Annotated in this window: 19 protein-coding genes; 13 read left to right on the top strand and 6 right to left on the bottom strand. The window is 57.2% G+C overall.

Annotated features, from left to right (window positions below):
* Positions 1-12: 12 nt before the first annotated feature.
* Positions 13-498: a GIY-YIG nuclease family protein gene (locus tag HMPREF3143_RS25075; RefSeq protein ID WP_175441125.1), complete on the bottom strand. Its 486-nt coding sequence runs from the start codon at positions 496-498 to the stop codon at positions 13-15.
* 123 nt (positions 499-621) lie between these two features.
* On the opposite strand from HMPREF3143_RS25075, the gene HMPREF3143_RS25775 reads away from it, so the two are divergent.
* Positions 622-876 carry a hypothetical protein gene (locus HMPREF3143_RS25775; RefSeq protein ID WP_131641656.1) on the top strand — a complete coding sequence of 85 codons (255 nt, stop codon included), beginning with the start codon at positions 622-624 and terminating at the stop codon, positions 874-876.
* Positions 877-1080: 204 nt separating this feature from the next.
* Here the strand turns inward: HMPREF3143_RS25775 and HMPREF3143_RS17045 are convergent, their stop codons facing one another.
* On the bottom strand, positions 1081-2766 hold the full coding sequence (locus HMPREF3143_RS17045; protein ID WP_008503440.1) for an aspartate:alanine antiporter: 1686 nt from the start codon (positions 2764-2766) through the stop codon (positions 1081-1083).
* Between the two features lie 279 nt (positions 2767-3045).
* Here HMPREF3143_RS17045 and HMPREF3143_RS17040 point away from each other — a divergent pair, with 279 nt between their 5' ends.
* Complete coding sequence (locus HMPREF3143_RS17040; protein ID WP_023326986.1) at positions 3046-3414, top strand: inner membrane protein YbjM; 369 nt, start codon at positions 3046-3048, stop codon at positions 3412-3414.
* Between the two features lie 35 nt (positions 3415-3449).
* Here HMPREF3143_RS17040 and HMPREF3143_RS17035 read toward each other — a convergent pair whose 3' ends face one another.
* Positions 3450-3719 (bottom strand): GrxA family glutaredoxin, encoded by a 270-nt coding sequence (locus tag HMPREF3143_RS17035; protein WP_006809455.1) that lies wholly within the window; start codon positions 3717-3719, stop codon positions 3450-3452.
* Positions 3720-3904: 185 nt separating this feature from the next.
* Between HMPREF3143_RS17035 and nfsA the strand changes: the two genes are divergently transcribed.
* The 11 genes from nfsA (at position 3905) to HMPREF3143_RS16975 (ending at position 14581) form a co-directional block, all read left to right on the top strand.
* Complete coding sequence (gene nfsA / locus HMPREF3143_RS17030; RefSeq protein ID WP_008503442.1) at positions 3905-4627, top strand: nitroreductase NfsA; 723 nt, start codon at positions 3905-3907, stop codon at positions 4625-4627.
* A 69-nt stretch (positions 4628-4696) separates the two neighbouring features.
* Positions 4697-5599 carry a 30S ribosomal protein S6--L-glutamate ligase gene (gene rimK / locus HMPREF3143_RS17025; RefSeq protein ID WP_021240931.1) on the top strand — a complete coding sequence of 301 codons (903 nt, stop codon included), beginning with the start codon at positions 4697-4699 and terminating at the stop codon, positions 5597-5599.
* Between the two features lie 63 nt (positions 5600-5662).
* Positions 5663-6139, top strand: a complete 477-nt coding sequence (locus HMPREF3143_RS17020) for a YbjN domain-containing protein (RefSeq protein WP_003858385.1) — start codon at positions 5663-5665, stop codon at positions 6137-6139.
* A gap of 351 nt (positions 6140-6490) precedes the next feature.
* On the top strand, positions 6491-7603 hold the full coding sequence (potF, locus tag HMPREF3143_RS17015; RefSeq protein ID WP_008503444.1) for a spermidine/putrescine ABC transporter substrate-binding protein PotF: 1113 nt from the start codon (positions 6491-6493) through the stop codon (positions 7601-7603).
* A gap of 98 nt (positions 7604-7701) precedes the next feature.
* The gene (potG, locus tag HMPREF3143_RS17010) at positions 7702-8835 is read left to right on the top strand and encodes a putrescine ABC transporter ATP-binding subunit PotG (RefSeq protein ID WP_021240929.1); all 1134 of its coding nucleotides are present in this window, start codon (positions 7702-7704) and stop codon (positions 8833-8835) included.
* 10 nt (positions 8836-8845) lie between these two features.
* Entirely contained in the window at positions 8846-9799 is a 954-nt protein-coding gene (gene potH / locus HMPREF3143_RS17005; RefSeq protein WP_021240928.1) for a putrescine ABC transporter permease PotH, read from the top strand.
* Positions 9796-10641, top strand: coding sequence for a putrescine ABC transporter permease PotI (potI, locus tag HMPREF3143_RS17000; RefSeq protein WP_008503447.1), 846 nt, complete (start codon positions 9796-9798; stop codon positions 10639-10641). Before potH ends, potI begins: the two co-directional genes overlap by 4 nt.
* Before the next feature lie 65 nt (positions 10642-10706).
* Entirely contained in the window at positions 10707-11180 is a 474-nt protein-coding gene (locus tag HMPREF3143_RS16995) for a YbjO family protein (RefSeq protein ID WP_047073438.1), read from the top strand.
* A gap of 40 nt (positions 11181-11220) precedes the next feature.
* Entirely contained in the window at positions 11221-12348 is a 1128-nt protein-coding gene (gene rlmC, locus HMPREF3143_RS16990; protein ID WP_059358960.1) for a 23S rRNA (uracil(747)-C(5))-methyltransferase RlmC, read from the top strand.
* A gap of 72 nt (positions 12349-12420) precedes the next feature.
* Complete coding sequence (locus HMPREF3143_RS16980; RefSeq protein WP_025912904.1) at positions 12421-13128, top strand: response regulator transcription factor; 708 nt, start codon at positions 12421-12423, stop codon at positions 13126-13128.
* Positions 13112-14581, top strand: coding sequence for a sensor histidine kinase (locus HMPREF3143_RS16975; RefSeq protein WP_070533779.1), 1470 nt, complete (start codon positions 13112-13114; stop codon positions 14579-14581). Before HMPREF3143_RS16980 ends, HMPREF3143_RS16975 begins: the two co-directional genes overlap by 17 nt.
* An 87-nt stretch (positions 14582-14668) precedes the next feature.
* Here the strand turns inward: HMPREF3143_RS16975 and artJ are convergent, their stop codons facing one another.
* From artJ to artQ, 3 genes are all read right to left on the bottom strand, one after another.
* Entirely contained in the window at positions 14669-15400 is a 732-nt protein-coding gene (gene artJ, locus HMPREF3143_RS16970; protein WP_025912906.1) for an arginine ABC transporter substrate-binding protein ArtJ, read from the bottom strand.
* Positions 15401-15574: 174 nt separating this feature from the next.
* Positions 15575-16243 carry an arginine ABC transporter permease ArtM gene (artM, locus tag HMPREF3143_RS16965; protein WP_008500034.1) on the bottom strand — a complete coding sequence of 223 codons (669 nt, stop codon included), beginning with the start codon at positions 16241-16243 and terminating at the stop codon, positions 15575-15577.
* On the bottom strand, positions 16243-16959 hold the full coding sequence (gene artQ, locus HMPREF3143_RS16960) for an arginine ABC transporter permease ArtQ (protein WP_008500033.1): 717 nt from the start codon (positions 16957-16959) through the stop codon (positions 16243-16245). Before artQ ends, artM begins: the two co-directional genes overlap by 1 nt.
* Between the last annotated feature and the right edge of the window lies 1 nt (position 16960).

Below are 16960 nucleotides of genomic sequence, written 5' to 3'. Positions count from 1 at the left end.
CTGAGGTGTCTGTTAAACGCGTGGCGATTCAGAGAGCGTTGGCTTAAAAGGATGAGTGTTACCTTGAATGTTTAATGGGAGCGGAATACTTCTTATCAACGCTTCTTCCAGCACCCAAGGTTCTTCGTCTGCTACCCAGTATACTTTTGCATTCTGTTCCATCCAAAGATCGAGCCATTGTTCCCCAGCATGGGTAAATGTCGTTCTGTTTCCCCTTCCAACACGACGGAGGGGATAATTGCTTACTGCCGCAAGCAAAACACCTAGCGTTCGTCTCAGCGTAGAGCCTTCGGCATTTCCGCTGTAGTGAGTTTTGATACGTGTTTTGAGATTGGCTCTACTATTAGGTTTCCCTTTTTTGTCGGGAGAAATACCCACATAAAGCAGAGTTAGCCCATCATGAGTTAGGCAACCTTCTGTTGGAACGCCCGGCGGGATTTCTTTGAACCACCAAAAATAGACTCCGTTGATGGCGGGAACGGGTGTTGGTCGACTCATAACTTCCGTTCTGTTAAATGTCTTGTCAGGATAAAAATTGAACACTGATATTCTCCGCGCTGATTTATCCGGGTATTTTATGGGATCATCAACTGGGATTGCTTGATTTACTTAGGGGAAGATATGAGTTTAAAAGTGACGACACAGCAGGTGGATACCTGGAAGAAACGTATTCAAAGGGATGGGTTGAAAGGTTCGACCTACTTTTGTCAGCAGAGTGGTGCTGTCTGGGTATCTGCATCCGTTGACCACCAGGCAATATGCCAGCGCGTTTTAGGGCAAGATTCGGGAACAAGCTCTCTGTCGAGCTACCTTCGCTGGGATGATGTAAGTGCGGTTGATCTGGTTGAACTGCTATATGCGATTGAAACGGCGTAGGAAGGCTTTGCCTATGGCTGTTCGCCACAAGGCACGAACTTCAGGCAACAAAAAACCCATCAACCTTGAACCAAAACGGCGGGGTTGATGGGCTCCACAAATTGGGGACATCAAAGAAAAGCAGTGGCACTAGTTATGACTGCCCCCTGATAAAAAAGTTCTGCGCGTAACGAAAATATTTTCCGCCACGCGCATTCTTAGGAGTTATCCGAGCCCCGGCCAGATGATGATGATCAGCGTACCCGCCAGCGTGAGCAGTACGTTAGCGATAGCATAGGTGCCCGCATAGCCCAGCGCCGGAATGTTGCTGCGCGCGGTGTCGCTGATGATTTCCATAGCAGGCGCACAGGTACGCGCCCCCATCATCGCCCCGAAGAGCAGGGCGCGGTTCATGCGCAGCACGTAGGCACCGAACAGGAAACAGATAACGACCGGTACCAGGCTGACGATAAGTCCGGAAACCAGCATCTGCCAGCCGACGGCGCCCAGGCTGTGACCAATCCCGCTGCCCGCGCTTAAGCCGACGCCTGCCATAAAGACCATCAGACCGAACTCTTTCACCATGTTCAGCGCGCCCTGCGGAATGTAACCGAAGGTCGGGTGGTTCGCTCGCAGGAAGCCCAGCATGATCCCGGCGAACAGCAGACCGGCGGCATTACCGATGCCGAAGCTGAAGTTGCTGAACTGGAAGGTGATCATCCCGATCATCAGGCCAACGATAAAGAATGCGCAGAAGGCCAGCAGGTCGGTGACCTGGCTGTGAATGGAGATAAAGCCGATGCGGTCGGCCACGGTTTTCACGCGGCGGGCGTCGCCGCTGACCTGCAGCACGTCGCCTTTGTTGAGCACCACGTTGTCGTCGATTGGCATCTCAATCTGGCTGCGGATCACGCGGTTGAGGAAGCAGCCGTGGTCGGTCAGCTTCAGCTGCGCCAGGCGGCGGCCCACGGCGTTATGGTTTTTCACCACGATCTCTTCGGTGACGATGCGCATGTCGAGCAGGTCGCGGTCGAACACCTCTTTGCCGTTACGGAAGCTCGGGTCGAGACGGGCGTGGGCGTCCGGGTAACCCACCAGCGCGATGTCGTCGCCCATCTGCAGCACCGCGTCGCCGTCCGGGTTCGCCAGAATGCCGTTGCGGCGGATACGTTCGATGTAGCAGCCCGTCTGGCGGTAAATCCCCAGCTCGCGCAGGTTTTTGCCGTCAGCCCACGCCACCAGCTCCGGCCCGACGCGGTAGGCGCGGATCACCGGGAGATAAACTTTACGTTTGGAGTCGGTATCCAGACCGCGCTCGCGGGCGATTTGCTGGGCGCTGGTCTGCAGATCCTGATGCTGCAGTTTTGGCAGGTAGCGTGCGCCAACGATAAGGCTTACCAGACCAATCAGATAGGTCAGGGCATAGCCCAGGCTCAGGTGATCGAGGGCGGTGGAGAGCTGTTCCCCGGCCATACCGGAGTGGCGCAGGGTATCACCGGCACCCACCAGCACCGGAGTGGAGGTCATCGAGCCTGCCAGCATACCGGCCGTTAGCCCGATATCCCAGCCAAACAGTTTACCCAGCCCTAACGCGATCAGCAGCGCGCTGCCGACCATCACCAGCGCCAGCATCAGATAATTTTTGCCGTCGCGGAAGAAAATGGAAAAAAAGTTAGGTCCCGCTTCCACGCCAACACAAAAAATAAACAGCATAAAACCTAAGTTGAGCGCGTCCGTGTTAATGCTGAAGTGCTGCTGGCCTAATAATAAGGAGACGACTAAAACGCCAATGGAATTACCGAGTTGAACCGAACCCAGGCGCAATTTACCCAGGCAAAGACCCAGCGCCAGTACCACAAATAATAACAGGATGTAATTCCCATTTAACAAGTCTGCGACGTTTATATTCACGGAGGCTAACTTCTTGTTTACCAGTAAGTTGTTGAATGAAAGGACTTTTTGGGCTACTGTTTTTTGGGTCAGGGAAAAGCGTTAACGCTCCCTGTTTCCTGCTTTATTCCCTAAAACATTAGCTGGCGTGTAGTTTAATCGCATTAGCTACTGACAGCTACTGATTATCGCATCACCCTGTGCGTACTTTGGCAAGGATTGCCGCATTGCTTTATCTGACTGGGCGTCTACCCGACGAAAGTGTATTTGATAGAGATAAGTCAGGAGGATAGGTTGAATATGAAACGAAACTGGGCGGGGGTGATCAGCTGCTTTTTGCTGTTCACGGTCGTATGCATGTCGCTTGCTTTTAACGTGAAAGGGGCATTCAGGGCGTCGGGTCATCCGGAGCTCGGGTTGCTCTTTTTTACCCTGCCGGGGGCAGCTGCCAGTTTTCTCTCCCGTAAAGGGGAGGTGGTGAAGCCACTGCTGGGCGCCATGCTGGCCGCGCCGCTCTGTTTGCTGATGATGCGCTTGCTGTATATCTCTACGCGAAGTTTCTGGCAGGAGCTGGCGTGGTTGATGAGCGCTGTTTTCTGGTGCGCCCTTGGCGCGCTCTGCTACTTATTTGTGCGCAGTCTGTTTCATAACCGACGGCACCACAAATAAAAACGCCCTCTCGGTGAGGGCGTCCTTTCATTTTATTACTGGGCAGCAAACAGGCCCAGGTGCTCTTTGGCGTAAGCTTCAAAGTCGGTGCAGCCGCCAATGTGTTTCTGATCGAGGAAGATCTGCGGTACGGTTTCAACCGGCTTACCGACAGTTTTTTCCAGATCGGCTTTGGTGATGCCTTCCGCGTGGATGTCCACATAGCGGAAGTTGAAGTCATCGCGCTCTTCGGTCAGTTTCTCAGCCAGCTCTTTCGCGCGCACACAGTAAGGGCATCCTGGACGACCAAAAATAACTGCAAACATTTCTCTCTCCTCAAAAAAACAAGCCTGACGGCGAATGACACGTATAGTGCCCCATAACCTGTCGTCATTAAAGAAGGTTTCGCCTGTCGTTATAATATCTATGAGCTATGTTTCGCCAATTACACCACGCATATCATTGCCTATACTGGCTGCCATACGGTTTAAGCAAGACAAAGAGAGACAAGATGACGCCAACCATAGACCTGCTCCTTTCCCATCGTTCCATTCGCCACTTCACCGATGAGCCGATTACCGATGCGCAGCGCGAAGCGATTATTAACAGCGCAAGGGCGACCTCCAGCTCCAGCTTCCTGCAGTGCAGCTCCATTATCCGCATTACCGACCCGGCGATGCGTGAACAGCTGGTGACGCTGACCGGCGGGCAGAAGCATGTGGCTCAGGCAGCCGAGTTCTGGGTATTCTGCGCCGACTTTAACCGCCACCTGCAGATCTGCCCTGAGGCCGAGCTGGGCCTGGCCGAACAGCTGCTGCTGGGCGTGGTGGATACCGCGCTGATGGCGCAAAACGCCTTTACGGCGGCGGAGTCGCTGGGGTTAGGCGGCGTCTACATTGGCGGCCTGCGTAACAACATTCAAAGTGTGACCGACCTGCTGAAGCTGCCAAAACACGTGCTGCCGCTGTTTGGCCTGTGCCTTGGCTGGCCGGCGGATAACCCGGATCTGAAGCCGCGCATTCCTGCGGCGATGCTGGTGCATGAAAACCATTACCAGCCGGTCGATCAGGACGTCCTGAATCACTACGACGAAGAGCTGGCGAACTACTACATGACGCGCGGCAGCAATAACCGTCGCGACACCTGGACGGACCATATTCGCCGCACCATCATTAAAGAAAATCGCCCGTTTATTCTTGATTACCTGCACAAACAGGGCTGGGCGACGCGATAGTCCATTTATCCTGCGCCTGCCTGCGTATATGATACGCAGGCTTTTTCCATGTCTTCAGAGAGGTGCAGGGTGAAAATTGCCATATTGTCCCGGGATGGAACGCTCTATTCATGTAAGCGCCTGCGAGAAGCGGCGGCGAAACGCGGGCATCAGGTTGAAATCCTCGACCCGATGTCCTGCTATATGAACATCGATCCGGCCGCCTCGTCGATTCACTACAAAGGCCGCAAGCTGCCGCACTTTGATGCGGTGATCCCCCGCATCGGCTCCCAGATTACCTACTACGGCACCGCCGCGCTGCGCCAGTTCGAGATGCTGGGCAGCTACCCGCTCAACGAATCCGTCGCCATTTCCCGCGCCCGCGACAAGCTGCGCTCGCTGCAGCTTCTTGCCCGTCAGGGGATCGATCTTCCCGTCACCGGGATTGCCCATTCCCCGGACGACACCAGCGATCTGATCGACATGGTGGGCGGCGCGCCTTTGGTGATCAAGCTGGTGGAAGGCACGCAGGGCATTGGCGTGGTGCTGGCGGAGACCCGTCAGGCGGCGGAGAGCGTGATTGATGCCTTCCGGGGCCTCAATGCCCACATTCTGGTGCAGGAGTATATCGAAGAGGCGAAAGGGCGCGATATTCGCTGTTTTGTGGTGGGTAACGAGGTCGTAGCGGCTATCGAGCGGCAGGCCAAAGAGGGCGATTTCCGCTCTAACCTTCACCGCGGCGGCATTGCCAGAATCGCCGATATCAGCGATCGCGAACGGGAAATTGCCGTGAAAGCGGCGCAAACCCTGGGGCTGGACGTGGCGGGTGTAGACCTGCTGCGCGCGACGCGCGGGCCGCTGGTCATGGAGGTGAACGCCTCGCCGGGGCTGGAAGGTGTGGAAAAAACCACAGGGGTCGATATTGCGGGTAAAATGATCTTATGGATCGAGCGTCATGCGACGCCGGGCTACTGTCTGAAAACGGGTGGTTAAATGGATTACCGCGCGCTTTTTAAGTACCCTATGCGAAGTTTTTATTAAAGAGGCTGCATCGCGATGGATTTACAGGTCGTACCTACACTGGATACGTTACGTCAATGGCTTGATGATGCCGGAATTACGTTCTTCGAATGTGATTCCTGCCAGGCGCTGCATCTGCCTCATATGCAGAATTTCGACGGCATTTTCGATGCCAAAATCGATCTGATTAACGACGTGATCCTTTTCTCCGCGCTGGCCGAAGTGAAGCCCTCCGCGCTGCTGGCGCTGGCTTCCGACCTGTCGGCAATCAATGCCAGTTCTTTGACGGTGAAGGCATTTCTCGACATACAGGATGATAATCTGCCAAAACTGGTCGTTTGCCAGTCTTTATTCTCCGGGGCAGGGCTGTCGTTCAAGCAGTTCGCCTGGTTTATGCGCTTGAGCGAAGAGCAAATTTCCATGGTTATGATGGAAGCCAATGCACACCATCTGCTGTATAGCGCGGAAGATGATGCAGAGAATAATGATGCATCTCCCAATTTTCTTCACTAAGCCTGTCTGACTTTTGCGCAGTCGCTGCCATAGCGGCTGCAGAAGGCCATTTTTTCTGCTGCTTTTAACCTTTCTTTAAAGAATTATTCACCTCCCTGAAGGCCGTTTCGGCTTATCACGTAGACTTAACCTGCATAAAAAATTGATAAAAGGCGTTTTTTCGTCTGGGCTATAGCCGGGGACACGGGCTACAGTTATTCTTGCGATGCTTAAAAAAGCGAGCGGAAGCTGCCGGGTAAAGAGGTTTCTTTTTATTTTGAGCAGAGCGACAAACTATGCATGATTTTTGCATATATCCTGATTGCACAGTTTTAGTTCGTTTGTTAACGAGCTTTCAGAAGGAATAACACTATGATCGCCTTGAATAAAAAATGGTTATCGGGTCTGGTTGCGGGTGCTCTGATGGCCGTCTCTGCCGGCACGCTCGCTGCGGAACAAAAAACGCTGCACGTTTATAACTGGTCTGACTATATTGCGCCGGACACGGTGGCAAATTTTGAAAAAGAGACCGGCATTAAAGTCGTCTACGACGTGTTCGATTCCAACGAAGTGCTGGAAGGAAAGCTGATGGCGGGCAGCACCGGGTTTGACCTCGTGGTGCCTTCCGCAAGCTTCCTGGAGCGCCAGCTGACGGCAGGCGTCTTCCAGCCGCTGGATAAGAGCAAATTACCGAACTGGAAAAATCTCGATCCGGAAGTGCTGAAGCTGGTGGCTAAGCACGACCCGGACAACAAATACGCGATGCCTTACCTGTGGGCGACCACCGGTATCGGCTACAACGTGGATAAAGTCAAAGCCGCGCTGGGCCCTGACGTGAAGCTGGACAGCTGGGACGTGGTGCTGAAGCCGGAAAACCTTGAGAAGCTGAAAAGCTGCGGCGTCTCCTTCCTCGATGCCCCGGAAGAGATTTTCGCGACCGTGCTGAACTACCTGGGCAAAGATCCGAACAGCAATAAGGCCGATGATTACACCGGCCCGGCGACCGATCTGCTGCTGAAGCTGCGTCCAAACATTCGTTACTTCCACTCGTCCCAGTACATTAACGACCTGGCGAACGGCGACATCTGCGTCGCGATCGGCTGGGCAGGGGACGTATGGCAGGCGGCGAACCGCGCGAAAGAGGCGAAAAACGGCGTGAACGTCTCCTACTTCATTCCGAAAGAGGGGGCGCTGGCCTTCTTCGACGTCTTCGCGATGCCGGCTGACGCCAAAAACAAAGACGAAGCGTATCAGTTCCTCAACTACCTGATGCGTCCTGAGGTTATCGCCCACATCAGCGACCACGTTTACTACGCGAACGGTAACAAGGCCTCCGTGCCGCTGGTGAGCGAAGAGATCCGTAATAACCCGGCTATCTATCCGCCAGCGGATGTGTTCGCCAAGCTCTTCACCCTGAAAGTCCAGGATCCAAAAATTGACCGCGTGCGTACCCGCGCGTGGACCAAGGTGAAAAGCGGTAAATAACCCTTTGTCACAGGCCGGGCAAGCGAAGCGCCCCCGGCAACAGGCGCACCGTTCTGGTGCGCCTGCACCATGATTTGATCTCTACCGGAGAACACCCCGTGAATGACGCGATCCCCCGCCCGCAGGCGAAAGTCCGTAAAGCGCTGACCCCGCTGCTTGAAATTCGTAACCTCACCAAATCTTTCGATGGCCAGCATGCCGTGGACGACGTCAGCCTGACGATCTATAAAGGCGAAATTTTTGCCCTTCTGGGGGCCTCTGGCTGTGGTAAATCGACCCTGCTGCGTATGCTGGCCGGTTTTGAACAGCCCACCGCCGGGCAGATCGTGCTCGACGGCGTGGATCTCTCCAGCGTGCCGCCGTATCAGCGCCCGATCAACATGATGTTCCAGTCCTACGCGCTGTTCCCGCATATGACGGTGGAGCAGAACATCGCCTTTGGCCTGAAGCAGGATAAGCTGCCGAAGGCTGAAATTACCGCGCGCGTGGCCGAGATGCTGAGCCTGGTGCACATGCAGGAGTTCGCCAAGCGTAAGCCGCACCAGCTCTCCGGCGGCCAGCGCCAGCGCGTGGCCCTGGCCCGCAGCCTGGCAAAACGCCCGAAACTGCTGCTGCTTGATGAGCCGATGGGCGCGCTGGATAAAAAGCTGCGCGACCGTATGCAGCTTGAAGTGGTCGATATCCTCGAGCGCGTGGGCGTGACCTGCGTGATGGTCACCCACGACCAGGAAGAGGCCATGACCATGGCCGGACGTATCGCCATCATGAACCGCGGGAAGTTCGTGCAGATTGGCGAGCCGGAAGAGATTTATGAGCATCCGACCACCCGCTACAGCGCGGAGTTCATCGGCTCGGTTAACGTCTTCGAGGGGCTGCTGAAAGATCGTCAGGAAGACGGTCTGGTCATCGAATCGCCGGGGCTGCAGCATCCGCTTAAGGTCGATCCGGATAACTCGGTGGTGGATAACGTGCCGGTTTACGTCGCGCTGCGTCCGGAGAAGATCATGCTCTGTGAGGATCCGCCTGCCGATGGCTATAACTTTGCCGTGGGCGAAGTGGTGCACATTGCCTATCTGGGCGATCTCTCCATCTACCACGTGCGCCTGAAAAGCGGGCAGATGCTCAGCGCGCAGTTACAGAACGAACATCGCTACCGCAAGGGGCAGCCGACCTGGGGCGACGAAGTGCGCCTGTGTTGGGATGCAGACAGTTGCGTTGTGCTGACGGTATAAGGAGCGGCCAATGAGTACACTTGAACCTCCAGCCCGCGTCGAAAAGCCGGGCGGCTTTGCCCACTGGCTGACGCGCATGCAGATGAAGCACGGCCGCAAGCTGGTGATCGCCATGCCATACGTGTGGCTGATCCTGCTGTTCCTGCTGCCGTTCCTGATTGTTTTCAAGATAAGCCTGGCGGAAATGGCGCGGGCGATCCCGCCTTACACCAACCTGCTGGACTGGGCCGACGGGCAGCTGACGCTGACCTTAAACCTGGGTAACTTCCTGCAGCTCACCGACGATCCGCTCTATTTCGAAGCCTATCTGCAATCGCTGCAGGTGGCGGCGATCTCGACGCTCTGCTGTCTGGTGATGGGCTATCCGCTGGCGTGGGCGGTGGCGCACAGCAAGCCGTCGACGCGAAACATCCTGCTGTTGCTGGTGATCCTGCCGTCGTGGACCTCGTTCCTGATCCGCGTTTACGCGTGGATGGGCATCCTGAAAAACAACGGCGTGCTGAACAATTTCCTGATGTGGTTAGGCGTTATCGATCAGCCGCTGACGATCCTGCACACCAACCTCGCGGTCTATATTGGCATTGTGTACGCCTATCTGCCGTTTATGGTGCTGCCGATCTACACGGCGCTGACGCGTATCGACTACTCGCTGGTGGAAGCGTCGCTCGATCTCGGTGCCCGTCCGTTAAAAACCTTCTTCAGCGTCATTGTCCCGCTGACCAAAGGCGGCATTATCGCCGGGTCGATGCTGGTCTTTATCCCGGCGGTGGGGGAGTTTGTGATCCCGGAACTGCTCGGCGGGCCAGACAGCATCATGATTGGCCGCGTGCTGTGGCAGGAGTTCTTCAATAACCGCGACTGGCCGGTGGCGTCGGCGGTGGCGATTGTCATGCTGCTGCTGCTGATCGTGCCGATCATGTGGTTCCACAAGCATCAGCAGAAACAGATGGGAGATCGCGGATGAACAACTTACCGGTAGTGCGCTCCCCGTGGCGAATTGCGATCCTGGTCATCGGCTTTACCTTCCTGTATGCGCCGATGCTGATGCTGGTGATCTACTCGTTTAACAGCTCCAAACTGGTGACGGTCTGGGCCGGCTGGTCGACGCGCTGGTACAGCGAGCTATTCCACGATGATGCGATGATGAGCGCGGTGGGGCTGAGCCTGACCATTGCGGCGCTGGCGGCGACCATGGCGTCCGTGCTGGGCACGATCGCCGCGCTGGTGATGGTGCGCTTCGGACGTTTTCGCGGTTCGAACGGCTTCGCCTTTATGATCACCGCCCCGCTGGTTATGCCGGACGTGATCACCGGTCTCGCGCTGCTGCTGCTGTTCGTGGCCCTTGCGCACGCCATCGGCTGGCCGGCGGATCGCGGGATGCTCACCATCTGGCTGGCGCACGTCACCTTCTGTACCGCCTATGTCGCGGTGGTGATCGCCTCGCGCCTGCGCGAGCTGGATCGCTCCATTGAAGAGGCGGCGATGGATCTCGGCGCGACGCCGCTGAAGGTCTTTTTCATCATCACGCTGCCGATGATTATGCCGGCGGTGATCTCCGGCTGGCTGCTGGCGTTTACCCTGTCGCTCGACGATCTGGTGATCGCCAGCTTTGTTTCCGGCCCGGGGGCGACGACGCTGCCGATGCTGGTCTTCTCCAGCGTGCGCATGGGGGTCAACCCGGAGATCAACGCCCTGGCCTCTATCATCCTCGGCGTGGTCGGAATTGTCGGATTTATCGCCTGGTATTTGATGGCGCGCGCGGAAAAACAGCGCGTGCGCGATATCCAGCGTGCAAGACGCGGCTGAAGGATTTAAAATTTCCAGTGATGTGCCGCGCATGACGCGGCACTGTTTTTCAGGGAAGTAAAACATTGGGATTATTAAAAAAATCACGTATTACGCACGCGCGTCCTAACGTACCTGCACTGGTTCAGGTGGCGGCGCTCGCCATTATTATGATCCGCTGCCTGGACGTGCTGATGATTCTGAATACCCTGGGCGTGCGCGGCATCGGTGAATTCATTCACCGCAGCGTGCAGACGTGGAATCTGACGCTGGTCTTTTTGAGCAGCCTGGTGCTGGTGTTTATCGAGATTTACTGCGCGTTTTCGCTGGTCAAAGGGCGCAACTGGGCGCGCTGGATCTATCTGCTGACGCAGATTACCGCGGCGAGCTATCTGTGGGCCGCCTCGCTGGGCTACGGCTACCCGGAGCTGTTCAGCATTGCCGGTGAATCCAAACGTGAGATCCTGCGCGCGCTGTTTATGCAAAAGCTGCCGGATATGCTGGTGCTCTGTCTCCTCTTCGTTCCGGCCTCCAGTCGGCGGTTCTTCCGCCTGCAATAATGTGTATAATCGCAGCCCTCGTGATTCTTAAGGTTTTCATATGCAGTGCGCACTCTATGACGCCGGACGCTGCCGCTCCTGTCAGTGGATAGAACAGCCGGTCTCTCAACAACTCACCGCCAAAATGGCCGACCTGCAACAGCTGCTGGCAGCACACGCGGTGGGCGAGTGGTGTGCACCCGTCAGCGGCCCGGAACAGGGTTTTCGCAATAAAGCCAAAATGGTGGTCAGCGGCAGCGTAGAAAAACCGCTGCTGGGGATGCTGCACCGCGACGGCACGCCGGAAGACTTAACCGACTGCCCGCTGTATCCTGACTCCTTTGCACCGGTCTTTGCCGCACTCAAGCCGTTTATTGCCCGGGCAGGGTTAACGCCCTACAGCGTGGCCCGCAAGCGCGGCGAGCTGAAATACCTTCTGCTGACCGAAAGCCAGATCGACGGCGGCATGATGCTGCGCTTCGTGCTGCGCTCCGAAACTAAGCTTGAGCAGCTGCGCGCGGCCCTGCCTTGGCTGCAGGCGCAGCTTCCGCAGCTGAAGGTCATTACGGCGAACATTCAGCCGGTGCATATGGCGATCATGGAAGGGGAGAAAGAGATTTTCTTCACCGACCAGCACGCGCTGGCGGAGCGCTTCAACGGCGTGCCGCTGTGGATCCGCCCGCAAAGCTTCTTCCAGACCAACCCGACCGTGGCAAGCAGCCTGTACGCCACCGCCCGCGACTGGGTGCGTGCGTTGAACGTTCATCATATGTGGGATCTGTTCTGCGGCGTGGGCGGGTTTGGCCTGCACTGCGCCACGCCGGAGATGCAGCTCACCGGGATTGAGATCTCTGCCGAAGCGATTGCCTGCGCGAAGCAGTCTGCCTCTGAGCTGGGGTTAACGAATCTGCGCTTCCAGGCGCTCGACTCCACGCAGTTCGCCACCGGCCAGGGCAACGTGCCGGAACTGGTGCTGGTTAACCCGCCGCGCCGCGGCATCGGGAATGCGCTATGCGACTACCTGAGCCAGATGGCGCCGGAATACATCATCTATTCCAGCTGCAACGCGCAGACCATGGCGAAAGACATCGCTCAACTGCCGGGCTATCGCGTTGAACGCGTTCAGCTTTTCGATATGTTCCCGCACACCGCGCATTATGAAGTGTTGACGTTGCTCGTAAAATCTTAAACAAAATGTGAACTCTTCATCCCGGCGAAATCAGGTAAGCTTACGTCATAAGACATGACTATAGGCTTATCCATGAAGCAGATCCTGCTGGTAGAAGACGACCACGATATCGCGGCGCTTCTGCGACTCAATTTAGAAGACGAAGGCTACGCCATCACCCACGAGCCCGACGGGGGCAACGCCTTACAGCGTCTTGAAGCCCAGACGTGGGATGCGGTGATCCTCGACCTGATGCTGCCCAACGTTGACGGTCTGGAGATTTGCCGCCGCATCCGTCAGATGACGCGCTACCTGCCGGTGATCATCATCAGCGCCCGCAGCAGCGAAACCGACCGCATTACCGGGCTGGAAACCGGCGCCGATGACTATCTGGCAAAACCGTTCTCCGTGCAGGAGCTGATTGCGCGGATCAAAGCGCTGTTTCGTCGCCAGCAGGCGATGGGGCAGGCGCAAACCGACGGACACATTCAGGCGCACGGGCTGACCATCGATCCGCTGGCGCGCAGCGTGCTGCTTCACGGCCAGGTGGTGGACCTCACCCCGCGCGAGTTCGAGCTGCTCTACTTCTTTGCCCGTCATCCCGGCGAGGTGTTCTCCCGTCTGGCGCTGCTGGAGCAGGTCTGGGGCTACCAGCACGAAGGCTACGAGCACACCGTCAACACCCATATCAACCGCCTGCGCATCAAGATAGAGAAGGACGCCGCCGAGCCGGAGATCATTCGCACCGTCTGGGGCAAGGGCTACAAATTTGCGGAGCCGCAGCATGATGCGTCGCTTTAGCCTGAGCCAGCGTCTGACGCTGCTCTTCATCCTGCTGATGATGCTCTGCGCCGCCGTCGCCTGCGCGGTACAGCTCTACAGCAGCATGCAGTACGGTAATGCGATGGTGCAGCGGTTATCGGGCGGGCTGGCGCAGCAGATCGTTCAGCGCGAACCGATTCTGGACGCGCAGGGCAGGGTCGACCGCAGCGCGCTGAAACCGCTGTTTGGCCGGCTGATGACCTTTAATCCGAGCGTTGAGCTCTACGTTGTCTCCCCGGACGGCGATATTCTCGCCGACGCTGCCCCGCCCGGCCATATTCAGCGGCAAAAAATCGACCTGGCGCCAGTGCAGAGCTTCCTGAGCGGCACCGCCATGCCGGTACTGGGCGACGATCCGCGCAGTCAAAATCAAAAAGTCTTTAGCGCTACGCCGCTGCGGCAGGACGGCGAGCTAAAAGGCTATCTGTACATTATTTTGCAGGGCGAGGAGTCAAACGCCCTGGCGGAAATGGCCTGGCACAAGGCGCTGTGGAGTACCGTCCTGTGGTCGCTGCTGTGGGTCGCGCTGTTTGGGCTGCTGGCAGGGCTGCTGGTCTGGTACTGGGTCACGCGCCCGGTCAAACAGCTGACGGTGGAGGTCGCCGGGCTGGAGCAGGACAGCATAAGCGCCATCAGGCTGCTGGCGGGACAGACGCCGGACGCGGCGGCAAAAGATGAAGTGGCGATCCTGCGCAACAGCTTTATCGAGCTGGCGCGCAAAATCACCCAACAGTGGGATCGGCTGGCCGACAGCGATCGTCAGCGTCGTGAGTTTATCGCCAATATTTCGCACGATCTCCGCACGCCGCTCACCTCGCTGCTGGGCTATCTCGAAACCCTGTCGCTCAAATCCGCCACCCTGACGCCGCAGGAGCACCAGCAGTATCTCGCCACCGCGCTGCGTCAGGGGCAAAAAGTCCGGCATCTTTCGCAGCAGCTGTTTGAGCTGGCGCGCCTTGAACACGGCGGTATTAAACCCCAGCGCGAGCGGTTTGCGATGGCGGAGCTGATTTCCGACGTGGCGCAGAAATTTGAGCTCACGGCCCGCACGCGCGAGGTCAATCTGCATATTGACGTGCCGGGGCCGCTGCCGCTGATCAATGCCGATGTGTCGATGATTGAACGCGTGGTGACCAACCTGCTGGATAACGCGATGCGCCATACGCCTGGCGGCGGGGAAATTCGTCTGGTAGTCTGGCAGGAGAATGAACAGCTACAGGTCGAAGTGGCCGACAGCGGCGCGGGCGTGGATGCCGCGCTGCGCGACGATCTGTTCCAGCGGCCGTCGGCGCTCAACACCCAGGCGTCGAGAGAGAATCGCGGCGGGTTGGGGCTGTTAATCGTGAAACGGATGCTGGAGCTGCACGGCGGCGGGATCAGGCTGATGGAGTCGGCGAGCGGGGCGCGGTTCAGGTTCTTTGTGCCGCTGTGAGAGAGTGCCGGGTGGCGCTGCGCTTACCCGGCCTACAACTCCCCCCGTAGGCCGGGTAAGGCGAAGCCTCCACCCGGCAAAAAAATCTTACTGCGGGAACCACTGCTCGCTAATTTTCTGGTACGTTCCGTCCGCTTTAATCGCCTTAAGCGCGCCGTTCAGTTTTTCCAGCAGGGCTTTGTTATCCGGACGTACCGCAATGCCGAGGCCCGTGCCGAAGTACTGCGGGTCGGTCACTTTTTCCGTTGCGGTGCCCAGCTGCGGGTTGGTTTTCAGCCATTCGTTCACCACGGCGGTATCGCCGAAGACGCCGTCGATACGGCCATTTTTCAGGTCGATAATCGCGTTCTGGTAGCTGTCATAGGCCACGGTCTTCACTTCCGGATGTTTGTCCTGGAGATATTTCTGGTGCGTGGTGCCGTTTTCCATCCCGATGCGTTTGCCTTTCAGCTGCTCGAAAGAGGTATACGCGCCTTTCTTCGCAATCACCACCGCCGAGTTGGCGTAGTACGGGTCGGTGAACGCGACCTGCTTGCTGCGCTCAGGCGTGATGTCCATCCCGGAGATCACCGCGTCGTATTTTTTGAACTTCAGCGACGGGATCAGGCTGTCGAAGGCATGGTTGGTAAAGGTGCAGTCGGCCTGCATCTGTTTGCACAGCGCTTTCGCCAGATCGATATCGAAACCGACGATCTGGTTGCTGGCATCCAGCGATTCAAACGGCGGATAGGTGGCGGAGACGCCGAAATTGATTTTATCCGCAGCGGATGCGCCAGCGGCGAAGGTGGCGAGTAATGCGGCCAGAACTAACTTTTTCATTGTAATGCTCCCGTCTGTCTTATTGATGCGCCGTGTCTGCGGCCTGGATGTACAATGCCAGTTAATGAATTTGTATGCAATAAAAATGATTAAGTATTGTGTTGAGCGCGAAAAAAAAGCGGATAACCCATCAGGTTACCCGCTCCATGAATACCGTTTTATGCACTTGCGCGGTTAATTCCTGCGCTCAAACGCCAGCGCTTTACGCTCAATAAGGCGCATCATCAGCGTCAGCAGACCGTTCACCACCAGATAGACCACGCCCGCCGCGCCGAACACCATCACGTCATAGGTGCGCCCGTACAGCAGCTGCCCGTGGCCCATCACTTCCATCAGGGTGATGGTATAGGCCAGAGAGGTACTCTTGAAAACCAGCACCACTTCGTTGGAGTAGGAGGAGAGCGCGCGCTTAAAGGCGTACGGCAGCAGGATCGCCAACGTGTCCTTCTTGCTCATGCCCAGCGCCCCGCAGGACTGCCACTGGCCTTCCGGAATGGCGCGGATCGCACCAAAGAACAGCTGGGTGGTATAGGCCGCGCTGTTCAGCGAAAGGGCAATCAGGGCACACAGCCATGGCTCAGAGAGCAGATGCCAGATAACCGGATATTCCTGCAGCGACGGGAACTGGCCCGGGCCGTAGTAAATCAGGAAGATCTGCACCAGCAGCGGCGTACCGGTAAACAGGGTGATGTACCCGCGCACAATCCACACCAGCACCGGCGTTTTCAGCGTCAGGATGATGGTGAAGATGAGCGCCAGGATCAGCGCCACGATAATGGACGCCACGGTCAGCGTCAGGCTGGTGTGCAGCCCTTTCATCAACTCGGGAAAGTATTCAAGCATCAGCCTGGTCTCCGTTCAAAGCGCGTCGCTCGCAGGTCAATACGCTTGAGGATGTACTGACTGAGCAACGTGATCACCAGGTAGATTGCCGCCGCCACAATGTACCAGGTAAACGGCTCCTGGGTACGGGTGGCGATGCTTTTGGTTTGCAGCATCAAATCGTTAACGCTTATCAGGCTCACCAGCGCGGTATCTTTCAGCAGCACCAGCCACTGGTTGCCGAGGCCCGGCAGGGCATGACGCCACATCTGCGGCATCACCAGACGGAAGAAGATGGCGGATTTCGACAACCCTAACGCCTGACCCGACTCCCACTGTCCCTGCGGCACGGCCTTCAGCGCACCGCGCAGGGTTTGCGACGCGTACGCGGAGTAGAGCAGGGAGAGCGCAATGACGCCGCACAGGAACGGGCTGACGTCGAAGTTGTCGATCTGCATCTGCACCGGGATCTGCGCAAAGCCGAGATTAATCGTGAAGCCGTCCGAGAGCGTGAGCAGCAGCTGCGAGGAACCGAAATAGATGAACAGGACCACCAGAATTTCCGGTAGCCCACGCAGCACGGTGACCAGCGCGGAGCCTGTCCAGGCGACGGGGAACCATTTCGCGGATTCCCACACCGCAAAGAACATCGCCAGCACCAGGCCGATAATCAGTGCGCAAACGGCAAGGCCGACGGTCATCCCGGCGGCGCTTGCTAAAGGAAAAATTTCATTCATC

It is taken from the genome of Enterobacter sp. HMSC16D10 (assembly GCF_001807145.1).
GTDB classification, from domain to species: Bacteria; Pseudomonadota; Gammaproteobacteria; order Enterobacterales; family Enterobacteriaceae; genus Enterobacter; species Enterobacter roggenkampii.
This window is presented reverse-complemented; position numbering and strand designations above follow the sequence as displayed.